The following is a 20,958-nucleotide window of genomic DNA, read 5'->3' as shown; positions in this document are numbered from 1 at the left end:
GCCTCACTCCACCTTCGTGCCGGTGCGCTGGATGATGTCGCGCCACAGCGGCCCCTCGGCCTCCATGCGCGCCTGCACCGCCGCCGGCGGGGCGCTGAGCAGCCGCCCGCCCGCCGCCAAAGCCCGGGCGCGGGTCGGCGCGTCCTTCACGATCTCCTCGATCGCGGCCTGGAGAATGGCGATCGCCTCGGCCGGCGTGCCGGTCGGCGCCATGAGGCCGGTCCAGGCGGTGATGACGAAATCGGGGAAGCCCGCCTCGGCCATGGTGGGCACGTCTTCCATCCCCGGCCAGCGCTCGGCGCTGGTCACCGCGAAGGCCTTCAGCGCCTTCTGCTGGATCGCCCCGGCGAAGGCGGGCACGCCGCCGTCCAGCGTGAAGGCCGCCTCGCCCTGGGTCAGCGCGAGCTGGATGCCCGCGCCGCCGCGCACCGCCATGTGCGTGCCCTTGATGCCCGCCCGCTCGCAGAACAGCGCGGTGCAGAGATGCCCCGGCGTGCCGACGCTCGAGATCGCGTAGAACACGCCTTGCGGCTGCGCCTTGGCCCAGGCGACCAGCGCCGCCAGGTCGGGGACGTGGAGATGCTCGGGCGCGGCGACGGCGACGTTGGCGTAGTCCCAGACCATGGCGACCGGCACAAGGTCGCGCCGCAGGTCGAAGGGCATGGAATAGAGGTAGGGGGCGATGACGATCTGCCCGACGCCGCCCACGCCGAAGGTGTGGCCGTCGGGCCGGCTCTTCGCGACGGTGTCGAGCCCGATCAGGCCGTTCGCCCCGGCCCGGTTCTCCACGACGAAGCTCTGGCGCAGCCGCTCGCCCAGCTTCTCGGCCAGGATGCGCGTCAGCACGTCCTGGGAGCCGCCGGGCGGGAAGGGGACGATGATCCGGACCGGGCGCGTGGGCCAAGTGCCGGGCTGCGCCAGCGCGGGCGCGGCCAGGGCGGGACCGGCCAGGGCGGCGGGGGCCGCGAGCAGGAGACGGCGAGACAGCATGAGGCTCTCCAAAACGGCAGTCAGGGTCATGCGCTCTGGCGTGGGCGGGTTCGGCCCGCTTCCCCGGGTTGGTTACCCAAAGTGTATCCATTTCCTAAATCTTACTGGATACACTTTCAAGCATCATTCTGCCGCTTCTCTTTCGGTCACGATCCTCTAGGACATCGTCCCCGATGGCCTCCGCCGACAACACGACGAAAAGCCGCGACGGCCAGGGGGTGGACCGCATCCGCCAGGCCCTGCGCGCCGCGATCCTGGAACGCGCGCTTCCCCCTGCCACGCGCCTGCCCGAAGCCACCCTCGCCGAGGCCTTCGGGGTAAGCCGCACCGTCATCCGCGGCGCCCTGGCGCAGCTCGCCGGCGAGGGGCTGGTGGAGGTCCGGGCCAATCGCAGCAATACCGTTGCGATGCCGGGCGAGGCCGAGGCGGAGGAGGTCTTCGCCACCCGGGCCAGCCTGGAGGTGCTGCTGCTCGGCCGTATCGGCCACAGCCTGACCGTGGACCAGATCGGGCTGCTGCGTGAGAACGTCGTCCTGCACCGGGCGGCGATCGGCAAGCCAGAGGCGATCCGCCTCGGCGGCGAGTTCCACCTCCTCCTCGCCTCGTTCAACCCGCCGGGCGTGCTGCGGCGCTACGTGGAAGAACTCGTCTTCCGCTCCTCCCTGGTCCTCGCCAGCCGGGGGCCGGCGAGAGCCGAGGACGCGCATTCCTCCGTCAACGAACACCAGAGGATCGTCGACGCGCTCGATGCTGGAGACGTCGCTGAGGCCGCCAACGTGATGGACCGCCATCTCCGCAGCATTGGCTCCAGGGTTTCTGAGCCGAGGTCAGATCGCTCGACGACCGACCTCTCGGAACGCCTCATGCGATACAGGCCAGCCTACTGATCCGCGCGGCGCGATGCCTTGACGTCTGCCGTCTGGCGCCCATGCCCCGGGGGCAAGGCGCTGCCTCGCCCCCGCACCCCCACTCCGCCAGGACCCTGCGGGCCCTGGACCCGGTGGGCGCTGCCGCGGGACAGCCGGATAAGGGGTCACAGCGCCGAGGAGCCATGCTCCTCGGCGGGACCGGCCTCAGCCCTCGCTGACGCCTTCTGGATCTCTTCTGGAGGCCCGCCTGTCCGCGCTCTCCCCGGGATCAGCCCGCAGGCTGATACCTACCACGGAGAGCCAACTCCCAGCGGGGACCGGGGCCCGCTTGTGGCCCCGGCAGGGGAGGGTCTGGGAGGGGACGGCGTCCCCTCCCGGTCCACCGCCGGAACACCACGGCGCCACAGGTCAGGTCATCCCGCCGCCGGTATGACGCGGCCCAGCTTGTCCCCGCTGTATCGGCCGCATGGCGCCCTCCTGTTCCGTCGTTACTCCGGCGTCACCCCCGCATCGGCGGCGACCTGGCGCCAGCGGACGATCTCGCTCGCGATCAGGCGGCGCAGCGGCTCCGGGCCACGCTCCGCGGCGGGCGGGATCTCCACCGCCAGGGTGGCGAAGCGCTCGCGGATCAGGGCGTCGTCCAGGGTCTCGCTCAGCGTCGCGGCCAGGGAGCGCACGATCTCGGGCGGGGTCCCCTTCGGGACGAAGGCGCCGTTCCAGACGGCGATGTCGAACTCCGGCTTGCCGATCTCGGCAGAGCTGGGCAGGTCGGGAAGCTGCGGCAGGCGCCGCGGCACGGTGACGCAGATGCCCTTCAGCCCGCCCGACTGCGCCTGCGGGATGACGGTCAGCGCCTGGTCCACCACCGCATGGGTGACGCCGTTCACCGTGTCCTGCAGCGCCGGCCCCGCGCCGCGATAGGGCACCAGCGTCGCCTTGGCCTGGAAGACACGGTCGAAGAGCAGCGCGCCGAGATAGGAGACGGAGCCGTTGCCGGCATTGGCGACCATCATCTGGCCAGGATGCGCCGCGATCCAGGCCAGCAGCTCCTGGGCATTGCCGGCGACGGAGGGGTTCACGCCGAGGATCATCGGATTGGTGGCGTATTGCCCGATCGGCTCGAAGTCCGCGACCGGGTCGTAGGGGAGGCGGCGGTAGAAGGAGAGGTTCGCCGCATGGGTGCCCATGTGGCCGAGCCCGAAGGTATGGCCGTCCGGCGTGGCCCGGGCCAGGCGCTGGGTGCCGACGATGCCGCCGGCGCTGCCGACATTCTCGACCGCGATCGGCCGGCCGAGGCGTTCGGACATGCGCAGGGCGAGGAGGCGGGCCATGACGTCCGTGGGCCCGCCCGCGGCGAAGGGCACCAGCATGGTGACGGGGCGCGAGGGGCGCCAGCCGCCGGCCGCGCCCTGCGCCAGGCCGGGGCGGGGCAGGGCTGCCGTCGGGCCTAGGGCCAGTCCGGCGAGCAGGGAGCGTCGGTGCATGGGGTTCCTCCTCCGTTGATTCCGATGGGGTCGCTGCCGGGCGGGCGGCCGCCGGCGCTCATCCTTCCACCGGCCATGACAGCCAGTCGAGCAGGACCTGGGTGGTCTCGTCGGGATGCTCCAGCGGCGGCAGGTGGCCGCATCGCCGGAACAGGTGCCAGCGCGATGTGACGATGCCCAGATGCATCTCCAGCGCCTCGGCCGGCGGCGTGAGCACGTCGGAATCGCCCACCGCGACCAGGGTGGGGATGCGGATCTCCGCCAGCAGCGGGCGTGAATCGACGCGGCCCAGGATGGCCTGCTGCTGCCGCAGGAAGGCCTCTCCGCCCACCCGGGCCGCCATGGCCCGCAGCATGTCGCCCACCGGCCCGTCCACCAGCGCAGGATGCACGAGCTGCGGCAGCAGCCGCCGGGTCACGCCGGCGAAGCGGCCGTAATGCAGCGAGTCAATGCCGGCGCGGCGCTGCGAGGCCCGCGCCGCGCTGTCCGGGGCGGCGCTGGTGTCCAGCAGCGCCAGGCGCGTGATGCGCTCCGGCGCCTGGCGCAGCATCTCGAAGGCGACGTAGCCGCCCATCGACAGCGCGGCGAGGGCGAAGCGGTCCGGCGCGGCGGCGAGGGCGCGCGCGGCCATGGCGGCGATGCTGTCGTCCAGCGTCAGGTCCGCCACCGCCACGCGCGCAACCTCGCCCAGCGGGCCGAGCTGGGCCTGCCAGAGTGCCGCATCGCAGATCAGGCCCGGAAGCAGGAGCAGGCCGGGCCTGTCGCCGGATGGAGATGGGGCGGTCATCCCGGTTGCCTCGTTCCCATGTCAGACCCGAGGCCACGGGGCCCCGGCATCGCCTCTCCGCGCCACCGACCCCGGCCGATCCGCCGCATCACCGCTCTCCCGGGCCCGCCTCAGCCGGCCGTGATGCCGGCCGCGCGCACCAGCGGCTCCCACTTCGCGATCTCGGCCTGCAGCCATCGCGCGGCGCTTTCCGGCGTCGAGGCGGCGTTCGGCTCGATGGTCATCTCCGTGAAGCGCTGGCGCATGCGCTCCTCGCCCATCACACGGTTCACGGCCGCGTTCATGCCCTGGACGATCTGCATCGGGGTGCCGGCCGGTGCGAAGAGCATGTGCCAAGTATAGGCTTCGAAGCCCGCCAGACCGGCCTCGCCGAAGGTCGGCACGTCGGGAAGCTGCGGCAGGCGGTGCGACGCGCTGACGGCGAGCGCCCGGGTCTGGCCGCGCTGGACGCTGGTCACGCCGTCCGAGGCGACGTTGAGGAACATGGTGAGGTTGCCGTTCAGCAGGTCCGGCATCGCCGGCGCCGCGCCGCGATAGGGGATGTGGTTCACCTTGAGGTTGCCGGCCTGCTGCAGGAACAGCTCGGTCGCCAGGTGCACCGCCCCGCCCGCGCCGGAGCTGCCGTAGTTGAACTTGCCGGGCGAGGCGCGGAACAGTGCGATCAGCTCCTGGAGGTTCCGCGCGGGGACGTCCTTGTTCACCATCAGCAGCATCGGGATGGTGCCGACCAGCGCGACCGGCTGGAAGTCCTTGACCGGGTCGAAGCTGAGGTTGGGGAAGAGCGGCCGCAGCACGGCATGCGCCACCGTGCTGTAGAGGAAGGTGTAGCCGTCGCGCGGCGCCTTGGCCGTCGCCTCGGTGCCGATGACCACGCCCGAGCCGGTGCGGTTCTCGACGACGACGCGCTGTGGCAGGACCGGTCCCAGCGCATCCGCGACCAGCCGGGCGGCGACGTCGGTGGGGCCGCCGGCCGCGAAGGGGCAGATGAAGCGGATCGGCTGGCTGGGCCAGGCATCGGCCGCGGCGGCCGGGCCGGCCAGGGTGAGGGCGGCGGGCAGTTGCAGGAACGCGCGTCGTTGGACCTTCATGTTGCTTCCTCCGGGCATGTCGTTGTGGTTTGCCGTCGCGGCGCGTCAGGCCCCCAGGATCCGGGCGCGCCTTTCCAGGAAGGCCGGCCAGGCCTCCGGATTGACCATGTGGGGTGGCCTGTCGCCGCGCAGCGCGGCGATCACCTGCCCTGCCGCCGAGAGTGCCATGTTGCGCCGCGCCTCGCCGGTCACGCCCGCCGTATGGAAGGTCGCGACCACGTTGCGCAGGCCCAGCAGCGGGTGGTCGGCGGGCGGCGGCTCCACCTCCCAGACATCCAGCCCGGCACCGCCGAGATGCCCGGAGCGGAGCGCGCTTTCCAGCGCGGCCTCGTCATGGATGCCGCCGCGCGCGGTGCTGACGAAGAGCGCGCCGGGCCGCATGCGGGCGAAGGCGGCGCCGTCCATCAGCCCCAGTGTCGACGGCCCGCGCGGGCAGTGCAGCGAGACGACGTCGGCGCGCGCCAGCAGCGCGTCGAAGGCGACGGGCTCGGCGCCACGTCGCCGGATTTCACCGGGCGGAAGGTTCGGGTCCGTGGCCAGCACCGTCATGCCGAAGGCCGCGGCAATGCCTGCGACGCGGCGCCCGATATGACCGATCCCGACCAGGCCGAGCACGCGTCCCGCCAGCTCCTGCCCCATCAGATCCTCGCGCGAGGCGACGCGCCCGGACCGCAGCAGCCGGTCCGTTTCCACGATGCGCTTGGTCAGGCCCAGCATCAGGCCGAGCGTGTGCTCGGCCACGGCCTGGGCGTTGGCCCCCGCTTGGTTGACCACCAGCACCCCGGCCCCGGTGCAGGCGGGCACGTCCACCGTGTCGTAGCCGGCGCCGTTGGTGGAGACGCAGAGCAGCCGCGGGCAGTCCCGCAGCAGCGCCGCATCCGCGAACCAGCGGCGCGGCAGCTCGTCCTTGGCGGAGGAGATCTGGTAGGCATGCGCCCTGGAGAGCTGCGCGAGCGGGTCTTCGCCCGCCAGGGGCAGGGTCAGGAGTTCCAGCCCCGGCTCGGCGGCGAAGCGCTCCGCCATGGCCGGATGGTACCAGAGGTCGAAACGCGCCACGATCTTGCTGGAACCCACCTGTCCTCCCCCCGGCGCGTTGGCCTTAATTCCTGTCAGCGTAGCACGAAGGGATTCGGGACGCCCTCGGCGAGGTTCATCCACACCGTCTTGGTCTGGAGATATTCGTAGATCGCGTCCTGGCCGCTTTCCCGCCCGATGCCGCTGCGCTTGTAGCCGCCGAAGGGCGCCATGAAGCTGACGGCGCGGTAGGTGTTGACCCAGACGGTGCCGGCCTGCAGCCGGTCGGCCATCAGGAAGGCGCGCCGCGTGCTGCCGGTCCAGACGCCAGCGGCCAGGCCGTAGATCGTGTCGTTGGCGATCTCCACCGCATGCGCCTCATCCTCGAAGGGGATGATCGACAGCACCGGGCCGAACACCTCTTCTCGCGCGATGCGCATCGTGTTGGTCACGTCGGCGAAGATGGTGGGCTCCACGAACCAGCCCCGGGCCAGCCCGGGCGCTTCCGGCGTGCCGCCGCCGAGCAGGCAGCGCGCGCCCTCGCTCCGGGCGATGTCGATGTAGGACAGCACCTTCTCGCGCTGCGGCAGGGTGGTGATGGGGCCGACCTGGGTCTCCAGCTCCATCGGGTCGCCCAGCCGCGCGGTGCCGGCGAAGGCGGCGACGCGGTTCGCCACCTCCTCATAGACGGAGCGCTGCACCAGCAGGCGCGAGCCGGCGATGCAGGTCTGGCCGGAGGCGGCGAAGATGCCGGAGATGGCGCCCTTCACCGCATCCTCGATCCGCGCGTCGTCGAAGATGATGTTGGGCGACTTGCCGCCCAGCTCCAGCGTGACGTGCTTCAGCCCCTTCGCGGCGGAGCCGTAGACGGCGGCCCCCGTGGCGTCGCCGCCGGTGAAGGCGACCTTGGCCACCAGCGGATGCTCGGTCAGCGCCGTGCCGATCTCCGCGCCATAGCCGGTGACGGTGTTCACCACGCCGGGCGGGAAGCCCGCCTCCTCGATCAGCGCCATCAGCGCCAGGGTCGAGCAGGAGGTGAATTCGGAGGGCTTGATGACCACGGTGCAGCCCGCGGCCAGGGCCGGCGCCAGCTTCCAGGCCAGCAGCAGCAACGGCGAGTTCCAGGGCGTGATGGCGACGACGACGCCCAGCGGCTCGTGCTTCGTGAAGGCGAACATCTCCGCCTTGTCGAGCGGCAGCACGCCGCCCTCGATCTTGTCCGCCAGCCCGCCGTAGTAGTGGAACCATTCCGGGATGTAGCGGAGCTGCCCGTGCATCTCGGCGAAGAGCTTGCCGTTGTCCCGCACCTCGATCCGCGCCAGCGTCTCCGCGTCGCGCAGGATCAGATCGCCCAGGCGGCGCAGCAGCTTGCCGCGCGCCGTGGCCGTCAGGGCCGGCCAGGCGCCCTGGTGGAAGGCGCGATGCGCGGCCTCCACCGCCTCCGCCGCGTCCCGGGCGGTGCAGCGCGGAATCTCCGCCCAGGTCTCGCCGGTGAAAGGGTTCTGCGACGCGATCCAGTCGCCTCCGCTGCCCTCGCGCGGCTCGCCGTCCACCGTGTTGCGGTAGCGCCGGATGTCGCCCATTCCTGACCTCCCCTTCTCGTGTGCTGGGGCCGGGGCCTGCCCGTCGCGGCGGGCCCCGGCCCGGGCGGCGTCACGCCGGCTGGTGGCCGAGCGCCATCCGGAAGCGGTTCTTGACGTAGACGCCGTCGCGCGGCGGCAGGGCGCGGGGCAGGTTGACCGCGGCGATCTTCACCACGGCGAGGTTCAGGCTCTCCTTCGCGTGCACGCGACGGCGCAGCGGCTCCACGCCCTGGCGCTCGGTGACGAGGTCGACCACCGGGAAGCCGCAGGCCTGGGCGACGCGGGTGAACTCGATGCCCTGGCCGGCATGGCTCGGCTGCATTCCCGTCTCGCCGAAATGGCCGTTGTCGAGGATGACGATGGAGAGGTTGCGCGGCTTGCGCAGCGCGATGGTGGCCAGCGCGCCGAAGCCCATCAGCGCCTCGCCGTCGCCGGTGACGACCATCACCGGGCGGTCGGGTTGTGCCGTGGCGAGGCCGAGGCCCACCGTCATGGCGCTGCCCATCGCGGCCCAGAGGTAGTAGTTGAGGTCGTGGTCGCCCGCCGCCATCACGTCGTAGGAGGGCGAGCCGAGGCCGGTGACGACGAGCAGGTCGCCGCGATCCTGCAACAGGTCGGAGACGACCGCGCGCCGCTCCAGGGTTCCGCCGGGGGTCACTTCACCCACTCCTTCTCGCCGATCAGACGCTGCCCGAGCAGGACGGCGCAGGCGGAGTCGCCCTCGAAGGCCATGGTGGCCGCGCCGCGCAGCAGGGGCGCGACGTCGCTGGGGTCGTCGGCGCGCCAGGTCATGACGCCCATCAGCCGCAGCGCCGCCTCGGTGGCCTGCCCCATCGGGTTCTGCCACTGGTTGAACTCCGCCCAGTCGCCGCGCATGGTCACCACCATCAGCAGCGGGAAGCGGGCGCAGGCGGCGAGGCCCAGGGTGTTGATGCAGTTGCCCACGCCGCTGGACTGCATCAGCAGCGCGCCGCGCTCGCCGCCGAGCCAGGCGCCGGCGAGGTAGCCGATGCCCTCCTCCTCGGTGGTGAGGACGACGGCGTGGATGTCCTCGTCGGCCTCGGCCATCCGGATGGCGGTCGCATGCCCGGCATCGGGGACATAGACGACGTGCCGAACCTTCGCGGCCTTCAGGACGTCGAAGACGTCCCGCTGCCAGGCCGGTGCCCCAGCGGGCGGTGCTTCCGAGACCATGCGCTTCCTCATCGCGGCGGGCGCGGCCGTGATGGGACGCCCCCTGTCCCTTGCTTCTAGGGGAGAGCGGACCTTTTGCGGAACGACAATCTTGCTCAAGGAGATATCCACGGATTATATCGTTTCATGGATCTTCGGCAGCTCAACACCTTCCAGCAGGTCGCGGATCTGGGAAGCCTGAGCAAGGCGTCCGACCGGCTGCGCATCGCCCAGCCGGCGCTGAGCCGCCAGATGCGACTGCTGGAGGAGGAGCTGAAGGTGCCGCTCTTCGTCCGGCACGGGCGCGGCATGGTGCTAACCCCGGCCGGGGAGATGCTGCGCGAACGGGTCAGCGGCATCCTGCGGCAGATCGAGGAGACGCGCGCCGACCTGCTGCAGGAGGCGGACGCGGTCCGGGGGCGGGTGATCCTGGGCGTGCCGCCCACCGTCGGCGACGTGCTGGCGACGCGGCTGATCGAGCGCTTCCTGCAACTCTACCCGGAGGTGCGGCTGCGGGTGGTCACCGCCTTCAGCGGCTATCTGCTGGACTGGCTGCACAGCGGCGAGCTGGACGTCGCGGTGGTCTACGGCTCCGAGCAGGGGAGCAACATCCGCTTCTCGCCGTTGCTGATGGAGAATCTCTACCTGATCACGCGCGCCGGCGGCGAGTCCCGGCCGCACCACGCGATCCCCTTCGCGGAGCTGGTGCGGCACCAGCTGATCCTGCCGGGGCCCCAGCACGGCCTGCGGATCCTGGTGGAGCGCGAGGCGGGCCGGCTGGGCCTTGCGCTGCGCATCCCCGTGGAGGCCGATGCCCTGCAAATCCTGAAGGGCTTGGTGGCCAGGGGCCTGGGCGCGACGGTGCTGCCGCTCGCGGCGGTGCATGAGGAGGTGTCGGCCGGGTTGCTCGGCGCCTCCCCGGTCGTGGACCCGCACCTGTCGCGCAAGCTGGTGGTGGCACGGCCGCAGGGGCGACGGGCTTCCAAGGCGGTGCAGCGCTTCGAGGCGGTGCTGCGGCAGGAGGTGGCGGCGATGGTGGAGGAGCGGGTGTGGGAAGGCCGGCTGCTCGAAGGAGATAGAATATCGGCATAGATGATCGACAAGAATTGTCGATGCGATACATCGCGTCTGGTGGCATGATCCGGCCGCATCAGCCAGCCACACAGCAGAACCCGGAACACGTCCATGACCGAGATGCCTGTCGACCCTCATGCGGAGATCCGGGAGGAGGTCGCCACACTCTGCGCCCGCGTCTGCCGGGTGGCGCCGATCAGCACGAACCTGATGCTGTTCCATCCGGGCGAGCACGTGCTGGGGATGCCGCGCGGCTGCTGAGCGCATGACGGCCCCGCACGGGGTCTGGCAAGGAAGCGGGACGAGGCACGGTCTGATGAAGCTGCTGGTCGCTGTGAAGCGGGTTGTGGACTACAACGTGAAGGTCCGGGTGAAGACGGACGGGACGGGGGTGGAGACCGCCAACGTCAAGATGTCGATGAACCCGTTTGACGAGATTGCGGTGGAGGAGGCGGTCCGGCTGAAGGAGAAGGGCGCGGCCACGGAGATCGTGGCGGTCTCGATCGGTCCGTCCCAGGCGCAGGAGCAGCTGCGCACGGCGCTGGCGATGGGGGCGGACCGGGGCATCCTGGTGGAGACGGCGGAGGCGGTGGAGCCGCTGGCGGTGGCCAAGATCCTGAAGGCGCTGGTCGACAAGGAGCAGCCGGGGCTGATCCTGCTGGGCAAGCAGGCGATCGACGACGACATGAACGCGACGGGGCAGATGCTGGCCGCCCTGCTGGGGCGCGGGCAGGGGACCTTCGCGAGCAAGGTGGAGATCGCGGACGGGGCGGCCACCGTGACGCGGGAGGTGGATGGCGGGCTGGAGACGGTGAGGCTGGCCCTGCCGGCGGTGGTGACGACGGACCTGCGGCTGAACGAGCCGCGCTATGCCTCGCTGCCCAACATCATGAAGGCGCGCAAGAAGCCGATCGAGACGGTGAAGCCGTCTGATCTGGGCGTCGATGCCGCCCCGCGCCTGACGACGCTGAAGGTGGAGGAGCCGCCGAAGCGGCAGGCGGGGGTGAAGGTGGGCTCGGTGGCCGAGCTGGTGGGCAAGCTCAAGACCGAAGCGAAGGTGATCTGACGATGAGCGTGCTGGTCCTGGCCGATCACGACGGCCGCGCCCTGATCCAGCCGAGCCGCTCGGCGGTGGCGGCGGCACAGCGGATCGGGGGGGAGGTGCACCTGCTGGTGGCCGGTCCCCGCGCGGTGGCCGAGGCGGCGGCGAAGCTGCCCGGGGTGGCCAAGGTGCTGCTGGCCGAGGGCGAGGCCTATGCGCACCAGTTGGCCGAGCCGGTGGCGGCGCTGCTGGTGGCGCTGGCGCCGGGCTACACGCACCTGCTGGCGCCGTCCTCGGCGGTGGGCAAGAACGTGATGCCGCGGGTGGCGGCGCTGCTGGACGTGCAGCCGGTCAGCGACATCTCGGCGGTGGTGGATGCGGACACCTTCGTGCGGCCGATCTATGCGGGCAACGCGCTGGCCACCGTGAAGTCGTCGGATGCGAAGAAGGTGATCACCGTGCGCGCGGCCTCCTTCGACCCGGTGGCGGCGGAGGGGGGATCGGCCGCGATCGAGGCGGCGCCGGGGGCGGCGGATCCGGGCGTGTCCTCCTTCGTGGGGGCGGAGATCGCGAAGTCGGAGCGGCCGGAGCTGACGGCGGCGCGGGTGGTGGTCTCGGGCGGGCGCGCGATGGGCTCGGCGGAGAACTTCCACCTGCTGGACAAGATCGCGGACCGGCTGGGGGCGGCGGTGGGGGCGAGCCGTGCGGCGGTGGATGCGGGGTATGCGCCCAACGACCACCAGGTGGGGCAGACGGGCAAGATCGTGGCGCCGGAGCTGTACATGGCCTTCGGCATCTCGGGGGCGATCCAGCACCTGGCGGGGATGAAGGACAGCAAGGTCATCGTCGCCATCAACAAGGACGAGGAGGCGCCGATCTTCCAGGTCGCCGACTACGGCCTCGTCGGCGACCTCTTCAAGATCATCCCAGAACTCGAAGCGGAACTGGGCAAGGCGGCTTGACCTTCGGGAAGCACCAGATACGGAGACGCTGAGCCATGTCCGACCGGGAGGCGATGGAATTCGACGTGCTGGTGGTGGGGGGTGGCCCTGCGGGGCTGGCCGCTGCGATCCGGCTGAAGCAGGTCTCGCCGGGGCTGAGCGTCTGCCTGGTGGAGAAGGGCAGCGAGATCGGCGCCCATATCCTCTCCGGCGCGGTGCTGGAGCCGCGCGCGCTGGACGAGCTGTTCCCCGACTGGCGCGACGACCCGCCGGCGCTCGCCACCCCGGCCGGCGAGGACCGCTTCATGCTGCTGACCGAGAGGCGGGCGTTCAGGCTGCCCACGCCGCCGCAGATGCACAACCACGGCAACTGGATCGTCAGCCTGGGCAATGTCTGCCGCTGGCTGGGCGCGAAGGCCGAGGCGTTGGGCGTGGAGGTCTATCCGGGCTTCGCGGCTTCCGAGACCATCCTCGAGGACGGGCAGGTCCGGGGCGTGGTCGCCGGGGTGATGGGCATCGCCCGCGACGGCGAGGAGGGGCCGAACTTCCAGCCGGGGATGGAGCTGCGCGCCACCTACACCCTCTTCGCGGAGGGCTGCCGCGGCTCGCTGACCAAGCGGCTGGAAGCCAAGTTCGACCTGCGCCGCGACGCGTGGCCGCAGACCTACGCGCTGGGCATGAAGGAGCTGTGGGAGATCCCGAAGGAGCGGCACACGCCCGGGCTGGTGTGGCACTCCGTCGGCTGGCCGCTGCCGCGCGACACCTATGGCGGGTCGTGGCTGTACATGCTGGGCGAGAACCTGGTCTCCACCGGCTTCGTGGTGGGGCTGGACTATCCCAACCCCTGGCTCTCCCCCTTCGACGAGTTCCAGCGCTTCAAGACGCATCCCGAGGTGCGGAAGATGCTGGAGGGGGGCAAGCGCATCGCCTACGGCGCCCGCGCCCTGAACGAGGGCGGCTGGCAGTCCATCCCCCGCCTCGCCTTCCCCGGCGGGGCGCTGATCGGCGACGGGGCGGGGTTCCTGAACGTGCCCAAGATCAAGGGCACGCACCTGGCCATGAAGACGGGCATGCTGGCGGCCGAAGCCGCGGCCGAGGCGCTGGCCGGCGACCGGCGCGCGGTGCTGGACGCCTATCCGCGGTCGATCCAGTCCTCCTGGGTGGCCGAGGAGCTGAAAGGCGTGCGCAACATCCGCCCGGGCTTCGCCAAGCTCGGCTTCTGGGGCGGCATGGCCCATGCGGCGCTGGACACCTACGTCCTGAAGGGCCGCGCGCCCTGGACGATGAAGCACCACGCGGACCACGAGACGCTGCGCGATGCGGCGCAGAGCCCGCGCATCGCCTATCCGAAGCCCGACGGGGTGCTGAGCTTCGACCGGCTGTCCAGCGTGTTCCTGTCCAACACCAACCACGAGGAGGACCAGCCGGTCCATCTGGTGCTGAAGGACCCGGCGCGCTGGAAGGCCGTGAACTGGGACCGCTTCCGCAGCCCCGAGAGCCGCTACTGCCCGGCCGCCGTCTACGAGGCGGTGGGGCCGGAGGCGGAGCGCGTGCTGAAGGGCGAGCCCGACGCCCAGGCGCTGGAGGCGCCGGGCGGGCAGAGCGCCGAGGTCGAGGCGGGCGACGCCGCCGCGCGCCTGGTGATCAACGCGCAGAACTGCGTCCACTGCAAGACCTGCGACATCAAGGACCCCAGCCAGAACATCGACTGGCACACCCCCGAGGGCGGCGGCGGACCCAACTACATCGGCGGCATGTGAGGGCGACGCGCGGACGGAAGTGAAGCGGAAAGGAGGCGCGCCCGCAGCGGGATCAACGCCTCCATCTCCACTGGCTTCGATCGTGCCATCCGGAAGCCGTTCGCGACGGGCACGGAGTACCGGCGAACGATGCCGGTGGCGACGCGATGACGCCGGCCCGGCGCCGGATCAGCGGCCGGCCTGCCCCTGCCGGCCCGGGAAGACCACGTCCCGGTTGACGTCCTTGTAGAGCAGGTAGGCCGTCTCGCCCCAGCCGGTGGCATAGAACTGCTGCGGCACGTAGGCACCCATCCAGATGAAGTCGCCCGCCCAGCATTCGTGCCACTCGCGGCCGAGCAGATAGAGGCCCTGGCCCTCCAGCATATACAGCCCGTGCTGCATGATGTGGGTCTCGACGAAGGGGAAGTAGTTCCCCGGCGCGAAGGACAGGATGTTCACCTCCATGTCCATGGCGAGGTCCGCCTCGCCCAGCAGCGCCTGCCAGGCCCGGCCCTGGGTGTGCTTGTTCACCCGCGGCACGGCGTCGCGATGGCCGAGGAAGGCGCCGCGCGGCGCGATGCCCGGGGCGGGGATGTAGGGGCGCTGGATCCAGATCGCCCGCGCCGGGCCGCCCACCGCGCGGATGCCATAGGCCCGGCCGGCGGGGGTATAGGCGAAGCCGCCCGCGCCCAGCACCCGCGCCTCGCCGTCGGCGCCCAGCTCCGCCTCGCCCTCCAGCACGTAGAGGAAATGCTCCAGCCCGTCCTCGCGCGGCCCCGTGGTGCCGCCGCCCGGCTCCATCGCCAGCAGCGCCTGGGCGAAGTTCGCGCCCATCGCCGGGCTGGTGTGGAAGTGGATCGCCGTGCCCGCAAAGCCCGGCAGGCGGCTGGGCAGGATGCCCTCGGGCGGCATCACCGCGTAGTGCGGCGTCACCATGGTGCGGTTGTGCCCGGCGATGCCGGGGGGAAGGATCTGCATGCGGCTCACGCGGGCTCTCCGGGCAGGGCGGCGGTGACGATGATCTCCACCAGGTCGCCGGGCGGCATCGGCGTCTGCACCGCGCTGCGCACGGGGCCGCAGCCCCCGGGCAGCCAGCGCGTCCAGGCGGCGTCCATCGCCGCCTTCTGCGACAGGTCGGCCATGAACACCTCGGCGCGCAGCAGGCGCGAGCGGTCGGTGCCGGCGGCGGTCAGGTAGCCGTCGATCACCGCCAGCAGGTCCTCCGTCTGCGCCTCCACCCCCGCGGCCTTGTCGCGCGCCGTGGCCAGGGCCCAGACCGTGCCGCCCCCGCCGGGCAGGCGGTGCGTCACGGTGCGGGAGCGGTTGGCGAAGGGTCCCGGGGTGCGGTCGATGTCGGGATGTCGCATGGTTCGGCTCACTCCGGCCGGATGGTGGTGGCAAGGGTGTACTCGGCCGGGTGCGGCGGCATGGTCAGCCCGCGCCGCAGCGCCCAGGACGCCTTCTGGAAGTAGAGCGGGATCACCGGCAGGTCGGCCATCGCCACCTCGCTGGCGCGCGCGGTCAGGGCGCGCCGCGCCTCCGGCTCCATCGTGGTGCGGATCCGCTGCATCAGCGCGTCCAGCTCCGGATTCGAATAGCGCAGGTAGTTGAAGTTGCCCGAGCCGCGCGCGGCGTCGAAGCTCTCCGCCACGCCGCCGATCTGCCGCGCCGCGTCGCCATAGACGGTGGCGAGGCCGGCCAGGCCCAGCGACGCCTCCTGCCGCGACATGCGCGGGATGAAGACGGCGAAGGGCTCCGCCTGCACCTCCGTGCGGATGCCGATGCGCGTCAACATCGGCGCCACCGCCTGCATCACGTTGCGGTCGTTGACGTAGCGGTTGTTGGGGCCCGCCAGCACCAGCCGGAAGCCCTGCGGCCAGCCCGCCTCGGCCAGCAGCTTCCGCGCCGCCGCCGGGTCCGCCTTGTCGGGGTGCAGCGCGGGCGAGGTGCCGAAGAAGCCGTCCGGCAGGAACTGGCCCGCCGGCACCGCCTCGCCCTCCATCACCCGCTCCACCAGGGCGCGGCGGTCGATCGCGAGGCTCATCGCCCGGCGCACGCGCGGGTCACGCAGCGGGTTGGCGATCGGCTCTCCGTCAGGGCCGGTCACCTGCGGGCTCTGCTCCCGCGCCGTGTCGGGCTGGAGGTAGATCAGCCGGGTGGAGACGCCGGAGATCACGGTGAAGCGCGCATCGCCGCGCAGCCGCGGCAGGTCGGCGGTGGGCACCTGCTCGATCCCATCTAGGTCGCCCGCCAGCAGCCCGGCGGTGCGCGCGGCATTGCCGGAGACGGGGCGGAAGGTCACGCGCGCCCAGGGCTGCGGCACGGGGGAGAGCGGGTTGCGCGCGATCACCCAGGCCTGCCCCGGCACCCAGGAGACGAAGCGGTAGGGGCCGCTGCCCAGCCCGGCGCCGCCGCTGGCGAAGTCGGCGCTGGCCTTCCCCTCCGCCGCGCGCTTCGCGACGATAGCAACCGCCGCCAAGTTCTGGAGCAGGATCGGGTCCGGCTGCGCCGTGCGCAGGCGCAGGGTGCGGTCGTCGACCACCGTGATCTCCGCGATGGTGCGGACATGCACGGCCAGCGAGGAGGGGCTGTTCGGCACGGTGGGCGGCCGGCGCAGCGAGAAGGCCACATCCTCCGCCGTCATCGGCGAGCCGTCGGCGAAGCGGGCGCCCTCGCGCAGGGTGAACTCCCACAGGTCGGGCGCCAGCAGGCGCCAGGAGGCGGCGAGGGCGGGGATGCTCTCCCCCGTCTCCGACAGCCCCACCAGCGGCTCGTAGAGGTGGCGCCAGAGGGCGTTGTTCGGGCTGGCAGACTGGAAATGCGGATCGGCGGAGGTGATCTCCGCCGACACGCCCAGGCGCAACTCCTGGCCCAGCGCCGCGGTCGCGGCGGGGGCGCAGGCGAGGGCGGCGAGCAGCAGCGTCGCACGGTGTCGCATGGGTGGTCGGTCCCGGCAGGTTCGCCGTGGTGTGGTGTTTCCGGGGGCAAGCTGCGCCGCGGGCCAGCCGCAGACAAACCACTTGTTCTCCGCCAGAGCCTCAGCTTTCCTGCGGGTCCATGCGACGTGACCTGCCACCCCTGAACGCCCTGCGCGCCTTCGAGGCGGCCGCCCGGCTGGGCGGCTTCGCGGCCGCGGCGGGAGAGCTGGGCGTGACCCCCGGCGCGGTCAGCCGCCACGTCCACCTGCTGGAGGCCCGGCTGGGCCAGCGCCTGTTCGACCGCGGCCCGCGCTCGCTCACCCTGACCGCCGCGGGCCGCGCGTTGCTGCCCGTGCTGTCCGAGGCGCTGGACGCGATGGAGGCGGGGATCGCCCGCGCCCTGTCGCCCCGCCCGCGCACGGCGCTGGGGGTCTTTGCCCAGACCTCCTTCGCGATCGGCTGGATGCTGCCCCGGCTGCCCCGCTTCCATCGCGAGCACCCGGAGATCGAGCTGCGCCTGTCCACCGGCATCGAGGCGCCGGCGCTGCATGGCGGATCGGGGGCGGGCACCCCGGATGCGGCGGTGGTGCATGGGCGTGGCCCCTGGCCCGACCTCGCCACGCACCTGCTCTTCCCCGACCGGCTGGTGCCCGTCTGCGCCCCCGCCTGGCTGGCGGCGCGCGACCTGGCCGAGCCACGTGCCCTGGCCGGCGAGACGCTGCTGGTCTCCGACACCGCGCCGGAGGACTGGGAGGAGTGGTTCGCCCATGCCGGGCTGCGCGGGCTGCGGCCGGACCGGGCGCTGCGCTTCGGCTCCTCGCTGCTGCCGCCCCAGGCGGCGGGCCATGGGCTGGGGGTGGCGCTGGCGGACCTGTCGCTGGTGCAGCCGGAACTCGAGAGCGGCCGGCTGGTGAACCCCGCGCCCGCCGTGCCGCCACTGCGCCGGGGCACCGGCTGGCACCTGGCCCACCTGCCGGCACGCGGCCGGGAGGTGGCGCTGGTGGCGCTGCGCGACTGGCTGCTGCGCGAGGCCGGCGGCGGCTGAGGCGCGTGTCACGGTGAGGGGTGTGCGTGGCCCGGCTTCCCCGGGGGAGGCCTTGCCTCCCCTGTTCAGACCGGAGAGATGCTTGACGGGTGTACGGAGACATCCCTGACGGAGTGGATAATGGTGGGGGAGGCGGAGATGTCGAGGTTGGCGAGGTGGAAGCGCATGAAATGAAGGCTGAGGAGGTGTTGGGATGAGGTGGGCCTGAGGGCGATGTCGAGGCCGGCGAAGGCCTGGGACAGGCCGACCAAGTGGCCCTTCAGCTTGAAGCAGCCGTCGGGCCGCACCCGCCGGACCAGGTCGGTGGCGTAGTAGTCGGGCAGTGGCAGGGTGCGGGGGAAGGGGATGCGGCTGGGCTGATAGCGACTGGCCGGGACGGCCAGGCCCAGCGCCTCGTGTGGGCGCTGCTCGTTGTAGACGGGGCGCCAGGCCTGGAAGGCGCGCTGGCAGGCCTCGAGGTCGGCGAAATGACGGCCCTGCAGCACCTCCACGTCCAGGCTGCGGTGGAAGCGCTCGTCCTTGCCCTGGGTCTGGGGGTGGCGCGGCCGGCCGTGCCGGGTCGCCACCCCGAGGCGCATCAGCCAGACCTCGAAGGCGCTGCGCTGGACCGGCAGGCGCCCGAGCTGGCCGCATGCCCCCCAGGGCGAGCCGTTGTCGCAGAGGATGGCCGCGGGCAGGCCATAGCGGCGGAACACCTCGCTCAGCCGCGCCTGCACCTCCGTCAGCGTCTCGCCGGCACAGGCGAGGATGCCCAGCGCATAGCGGGAATGGTCGTCCAGCACGGTCAGCGGATGACAGCGCCGCTTGCCGGCCGGGATGTGCCCCTTGAAGTCGATCTGCCACAGCTCGTTGGGGGCCGATCGCTCGAAACGGCCGCTGGCGCGCCGGTCGGGCATCTCGCCCGCCTCCAGCAGGCCGGCCCGGCGCAGCACCTGCGTCACCGTGGAGGGCGCCGGCACCGCCTCCACCCCCAGGTCGCGCAGCCGGCGTGCCAGCTTGCGCCCACCCCAGCGCGGGTGCGCGGCCCGGAGTTCGAGGAGGCGGGCCTCCATCTCCGGCCCCACCCGCCGCGGGCTCGTCCGCGGCCGGCGCGAGGCATCCTCCAGCCCAGCCTCGCCCGCCTCCCGATACCGGCGCAGCAGGGCAAAGCCCGTCTGCCGGCTGATCCCAAAGCGGCGGCTCAACTCCGCCACGCTCACCTCGCCCGTGCCGGCCAGACGCACGAACTCCCTTCGGCTCTCGATCACCGATAACGCCTTCCAGGGCATCGTCCCTCTCCCGAGGCCACTCGCCCATCAGCGTCAAGCATGTCTCCGAACAAGCGTCAGGAATGTCCCCGGTCTGAACACCTCCCCCAATACCCCCTCCACCGGGGGCGGGCCGGCCCCCGGACCCCGGCGGGAGTTTGGCTCTGCGTGGTGGGGGGTCGGTCTCCGGACTGAACCCGGAGAGCACGGGATCAGGCGGGGCGCAGGAAAGTAAGAATCCGTCAGCGCGCGAGGTAGCCGAACCCGCCGGAGGTCATGGACCTCCGGCGCCGCGATCCCGTGTCAGGCTGTCCCGCGGCAGCCCCCAGGGGGTCCAGGGGCTCTGCTCCTGGCGGATGGGGGGTATCGGGGGGCAAGGCGGAGCCTTCCCCCCGGGTCACGTGCGCACCACAAGGCCCTGCGCAGAGCCAGCCACCCGACCAGGCTGCCGCAGGTTTCCTGCCGTGGGGGCGCAGGAATCCTGTGTCTGGCAAAAGCCGGGGCTTCGCGCTTTCCCTGGGCCGCCATGACCAACCTGCTGCCCGACACCGAACTCGCCGCCACGCTCTTCGCCCGGCTGCACGCGGCCACCGCCGATCCCGCCGGCGGGGTGACGCGCGAGGCCTACGGCCCTGGCGAGAACGCCGCCCATGCGCTGGTGCGCGAGGCGGGCGAGGGGATCGGGCTGGAGGCGCGCACCGATCCGGCCGGGAACCTATACCTGACTCTGCCCGGGGCCGACCGGGCGGCGAGGCGGGTGGTGTTCGGCAGCCACCTCGACAGCGTGCCGCGCGGCGGGGACTACGACGGGGTGGCGGGGGTGCTGGCGGGGCTGGCCGTCGTCTCCGGGCTGCGCCGCGCGGGCTTCGTGCCGCCGCGGGACATCACGGTGATGGCGATCCGGGCGGAGGAGGCGGGCGCCTGGTTCCCCTTCGGCTGCCCCGGCTCGCGCGCGGCGCTGGGCATGCTGCCACCCGAGGCGCTGGCGGTGCGGCGGATGGATGCGCCGGTGACGCTGGGCGAGGCGATGCGGGCGGCGGGCTTCGACCCCGACTGGTGCGCGCGCGGCGAGGCGGCGCTGACCCCGCGCGACACCGCGGCCTTCGTCGAGCTGCACATCGAGCAGGGGCCGGTGCTGGAGGCGGAGGGGCTGCCGGTCGCGCTCGTCACCGGCATCCCCGGCAGCCGGAGGCACCGCTTCGCGCGGGTGCTGGGGGAGTGGAACCACTCCGGGGCAACGCCGCGCCGCTATCGCCGCGACGCGGCGGCCGCGCTGGCGGAGCTGGCCTATCGGCTGGAGCAGGAATGGATCGCGCTGGAGGCGGAGGGGCGCGAGCTGGTCTGCACCTTCTGCGTCATGGCCACGGCGGCGGAGGCGGGCTTCACCAAGATCGCCGGCGAGGCGGAATTCAAGCTGGACGTGCGCAGCGTCGACCAGGAGGCGCTGGACCGGCTCTTCGCGGCGCTGCACCGGCTGGTGGCGGAGATCGGGGCACGGCGCGGCGTGCGCTTCGAGCTAGGGCCGGAAAGCGCCGGCACGCCGACGCCGCTCGACCCCGCGCTGCTGGAAGGGCTGGGGCAGGCCGCGCGGATGCTGGGCGTGCCGCACCGTCGGATGCCCAGCGGCGGCGGGCACGACGCCTCGGCCTTCCAGAAGGCGGGCATCCCTTCGGCCATGCTGTTCGTGCGCAACCAGAACGGCAGCCACAACCCGGACGAGGCGATGCGGATCGAGGATTTCGACGCGGCCTGCCGGGTGCTGATGCGCTGGGTGACGCAGGGCGAGGATCCGCGGACACCTGCCTGAACCAGGGGATGGCGGCGGCAAGGCCATGGTGCTGTGCCAGGATGCGGAAGCCTCCGCCGGTCTTCGCCAGACGCGCCATCCGAAGCGCGCAGCGATGACGGCGAACCCGGCGCCGAGGAGGTATGGGCATCCGTGGTCCTGCTTGGTGGCAGGCTAG

The 20,958-nt window shown here is 72.3% G+C and carries 20 protein-coding genes; 8 read left to right on the top strand and 12 right to left on the bottom strand.

Going from position 1 to position 20,958, the window contains the following annotated elements; all coding sequences use genetic code 11:
* Positions 1-3 precede the first annotated feature (3 nt).
* Complete coding sequence (locus LPC08_RS20630) at positions 4-990, bottom strand: Bug family tripartite tricarboxylate transporter substrate binding protein (protein ID WP_230450110.1); 987 nt, start codon at positions 988-990, stop codon at positions 4-6.
* Between the two features lie 173 nt (positions 991-1,163).
* Between LPC08_RS20630 and LPC08_RS20625 the strand changes: the two genes are divergently transcribed.
* Positions 1,164-1,877 (top strand): GntR family transcriptional regulator, encoded by a 714-nt coding sequence (locus tag LPC08_RS20625; RefSeq protein ID WP_230450109.1) that lies wholly within the window; start codon positions 1,164-1,166, stop codon positions 1,875-1,877.
* 470 nt (positions 1,878-2,347) lie between these two features.
* Here the strand turns inward: LPC08_RS20625 and LPC08_RS20620 are convergent, their stop codons facing one another.
* The 7 genes from LPC08_RS20620 to LPC08_RS20590 all read right to left on the bottom strand — a co-directional run bounded on the left by LPC08_RS20620 (position 2,348) and on the right by LPC08_RS20590 (position 9,009).
* Positions 2,348-3,343, bottom strand: a complete 996-nt coding sequence (locus tag LPC08_RS20620; RefSeq protein WP_230450108.1) for a Bug family tripartite tricarboxylate transporter substrate binding protein — start codon at positions 3,341-3,343, stop codon at positions 2,348-2,350.
* A 58-nt stretch (positions 3,344-3,401) separates the two neighbouring features.
* Positions 3,402-4,130: an alpha/beta fold hydrolase gene (locus LPC08_RS20615; protein WP_230450107.1), complete on the bottom strand. Its 729-nt coding sequence runs from the start codon at positions 4,128-4,130 to the stop codon at positions 3,402-3,404.
* Between the two features lie 110 nt (positions 4,131-4,240).
* A complete protein-coding gene (locus tag LPC08_RS20610) occupies positions 4,241-5,218 on the bottom strand; it encodes a Bug family tripartite tricarboxylate transporter substrate binding protein (protein ID WP_230450106.1) in 978 nt (325 codons plus the stop codon).
* Between the two features lie 45 nt (positions 5,219-5,263).
* On the bottom strand, positions 5,264-6,292 hold the full coding sequence (locus LPC08_RS20605; protein WP_230450105.1) for a hydroxyacid dehydrogenase: 1,029 nt from the start codon (positions 6,290-6,292) through the stop codon (positions 5,264-5,266).
* Between the two features lie 35 nt (positions 6,293-6,327).
* Positions 6,328-7,815, bottom strand: a complete 1,488-nt coding sequence (locus LPC08_RS20600; protein ID WP_230450104.1) for an aldehyde dehydrogenase — start codon at positions 7,813-7,815, stop codon at positions 6,328-6,330.
* 70 nt (positions 7,816-7,885) lie between these two features.
* A complete protein-coding gene (locus tag LPC08_RS20595) occupies positions 7,886-8,473 on the bottom strand; it encodes a thiamine pyrophosphate-dependent enzyme (RefSeq protein WP_230450103.1) in 588 nt (195 codons plus the stop codon).
* Complete coding sequence (locus tag LPC08_RS20590; RefSeq protein WP_230450102.1) at positions 8,470-9,009, bottom strand: thiamine pyrophosphate-binding protein; 540 nt, start codon at positions 9,007-9,009, stop codon at positions 8,470-8,472. Before LPC08_RS20590 ends, LPC08_RS20595 begins: the two co-directional genes overlap by 4 nt.
* Before the next feature lie 126 nt (positions 9,010-9,135).
* On the opposite strand from LPC08_RS20590, the gene LPC08_RS20585 reads away from it, so the two are divergent.
* The 5 genes from LPC08_RS20585 to LPC08_RS20565 all read left to right on the top strand — a co-directional run bounded on the left by LPC08_RS20585 (position 9,136) and on the right by LPC08_RS20565 (position 13,805).
* A complete protein-coding gene (locus tag LPC08_RS20585; RefSeq protein WP_230450101.1) occupies positions 9,136-10,080 on the top strand; it encodes a LysR family transcriptional regulator in 945 nt (314 codons plus the stop codon).
* A 93-nt stretch (positions 10,081-10,173) separates the two neighbouring features.
* The gene (locus LPC08_RS20580; protein WP_230450100.1) at positions 10,174-10,323 is read left to right on the top strand and encodes a hypothetical protein; all 150 of its coding nucleotides are present in this window, start codon (positions 10,174-10,176) and stop codon (positions 10,321-10,323) included.
* A 55-nt stretch (positions 10,324-10,378) separates the two neighbouring features.
* The gene (locus LPC08_RS20575; RefSeq protein ID WP_230449511.1) at positions 10,379-11,128 is read left to right on the top strand and encodes an electron transfer flavoprotein subunit beta/FixA family protein; all 750 of its coding nucleotides are present in this window, start codon (positions 10,379-10,381) and stop codon (positions 11,126-11,128) included.
* Between the two features lie 2 nt (positions 11,129-11,130).
* Complete coding sequence (locus tag LPC08_RS20570; RefSeq protein ID WP_230450099.1) at positions 11,131-12,066, top strand: electron transfer flavoprotein subunit alpha/FixB family protein; 936 nt, start codon at positions 11,131-11,133, stop codon at positions 12,064-12,066.
* A gap of 35 nt (positions 12,067-12,101) precedes the next feature.
* Complete coding sequence (locus LPC08_RS20565; RefSeq protein WP_230450098.1) at positions 12,102-13,805, top strand: electron transfer flavoprotein-ubiquinone oxidoreductase; 1,704 nt, start codon at positions 12,102-12,104, stop codon at positions 13,803-13,805.
* 168 nt (positions 13,806-13,973) lie between these two features.
* Here the strand turns inward: LPC08_RS20565 and allE are convergent, their stop codons facing one another.
* From allE to LPC08_RS20550, 3 genes are read right to left on the bottom strand one after another with little or no spacing between them, the layout of a single operon-like run.
* Positions 13,974-14,762: a (S)-ureidoglycine aminohydrolase gene (gene allE, locus LPC08_RS20560; RefSeq protein WP_230453126.1), complete on the bottom strand. Its 789-nt coding sequence runs from the start codon at positions 14,760-14,762 to the stop codon at positions 13,974-13,976.
* 5 nt (positions 14,763-14,767) lie between these two features.
* Positions 14,768-15,151, bottom strand: coding sequence for a RidA family protein (locus LPC08_RS20555; protein ID WP_230450097.1), 384 nt, complete (start codon positions 15,149-15,151; stop codon positions 14,768-14,770).
* A gap of 8 nt (positions 15,152-15,159) precedes the next feature.
* Positions 15,160-16,722 (bottom strand): ABC transporter substrate-binding protein, encoded by a 1,563-nt coding sequence (locus LPC08_RS20550; protein WP_230450096.1) that lies wholly within the window; start codon positions 16,720-16,722, stop codon positions 15,160-15,162.
* Positions 16,723-16,841: 119 nt separating this feature from the next.
* On the opposite strand from LPC08_RS20550, the gene LPC08_RS20545 reads away from it, so the two are divergent.
* Positions 16,842-17,747: a LysR substrate-binding domain-containing protein gene (locus LPC08_RS20545; protein WP_230450095.1), complete on the top strand. Its 906-nt coding sequence runs from the start codon at positions 16,842-16,844 to the stop codon at positions 17,745-17,747.
* Positions 17,748-17,812: 65 nt separating this feature from the next.
* On the opposite strand, the gene LPC08_RS20540 is transcribed toward LPC08_RS20545, so the two are convergent.
* The gene (locus tag LPC08_RS20540) at positions 17,813-19,015 is read right to left on the bottom strand and encodes an IS481 family transposase (RefSeq protein ID WP_230450094.1); all 1,203 of its coding nucleotides are present in this window, start codon (positions 19,013-19,015) and stop codon (positions 17,813-17,815) included.
* A 505-nt stretch (positions 19,016-19,520) separates the two neighbouring features.
* Between LPC08_RS20540 and LPC08_RS20535 the strand changes: the two genes are divergently transcribed.
* Positions 19,521-20,801, top strand: a complete 1,281-nt coding sequence (locus LPC08_RS20535; protein WP_230450093.1) for a Zn-dependent hydrolase — start codon at positions 19,521-19,523, stop codon at positions 20,799-20,801.
* Positions 20,802-20,958 lie beyond the last annotated feature (157 nt).

The sequence above is a fragment of the Roseomonas sp. OT10 genome, assembly GCF_020991085.1.
In the GTDB taxonomy this organism is placed as follows: Bacteria; Pseudomonadota; Alphaproteobacteria; order Acetobacterales; family Acetobacteraceae; genus Roseomonas; species Roseomonas cutis.
Note: the sequence above shows the minus strand (reverse complement) of the source record. Positions and strands in the feature narration are given on the sequence as shown.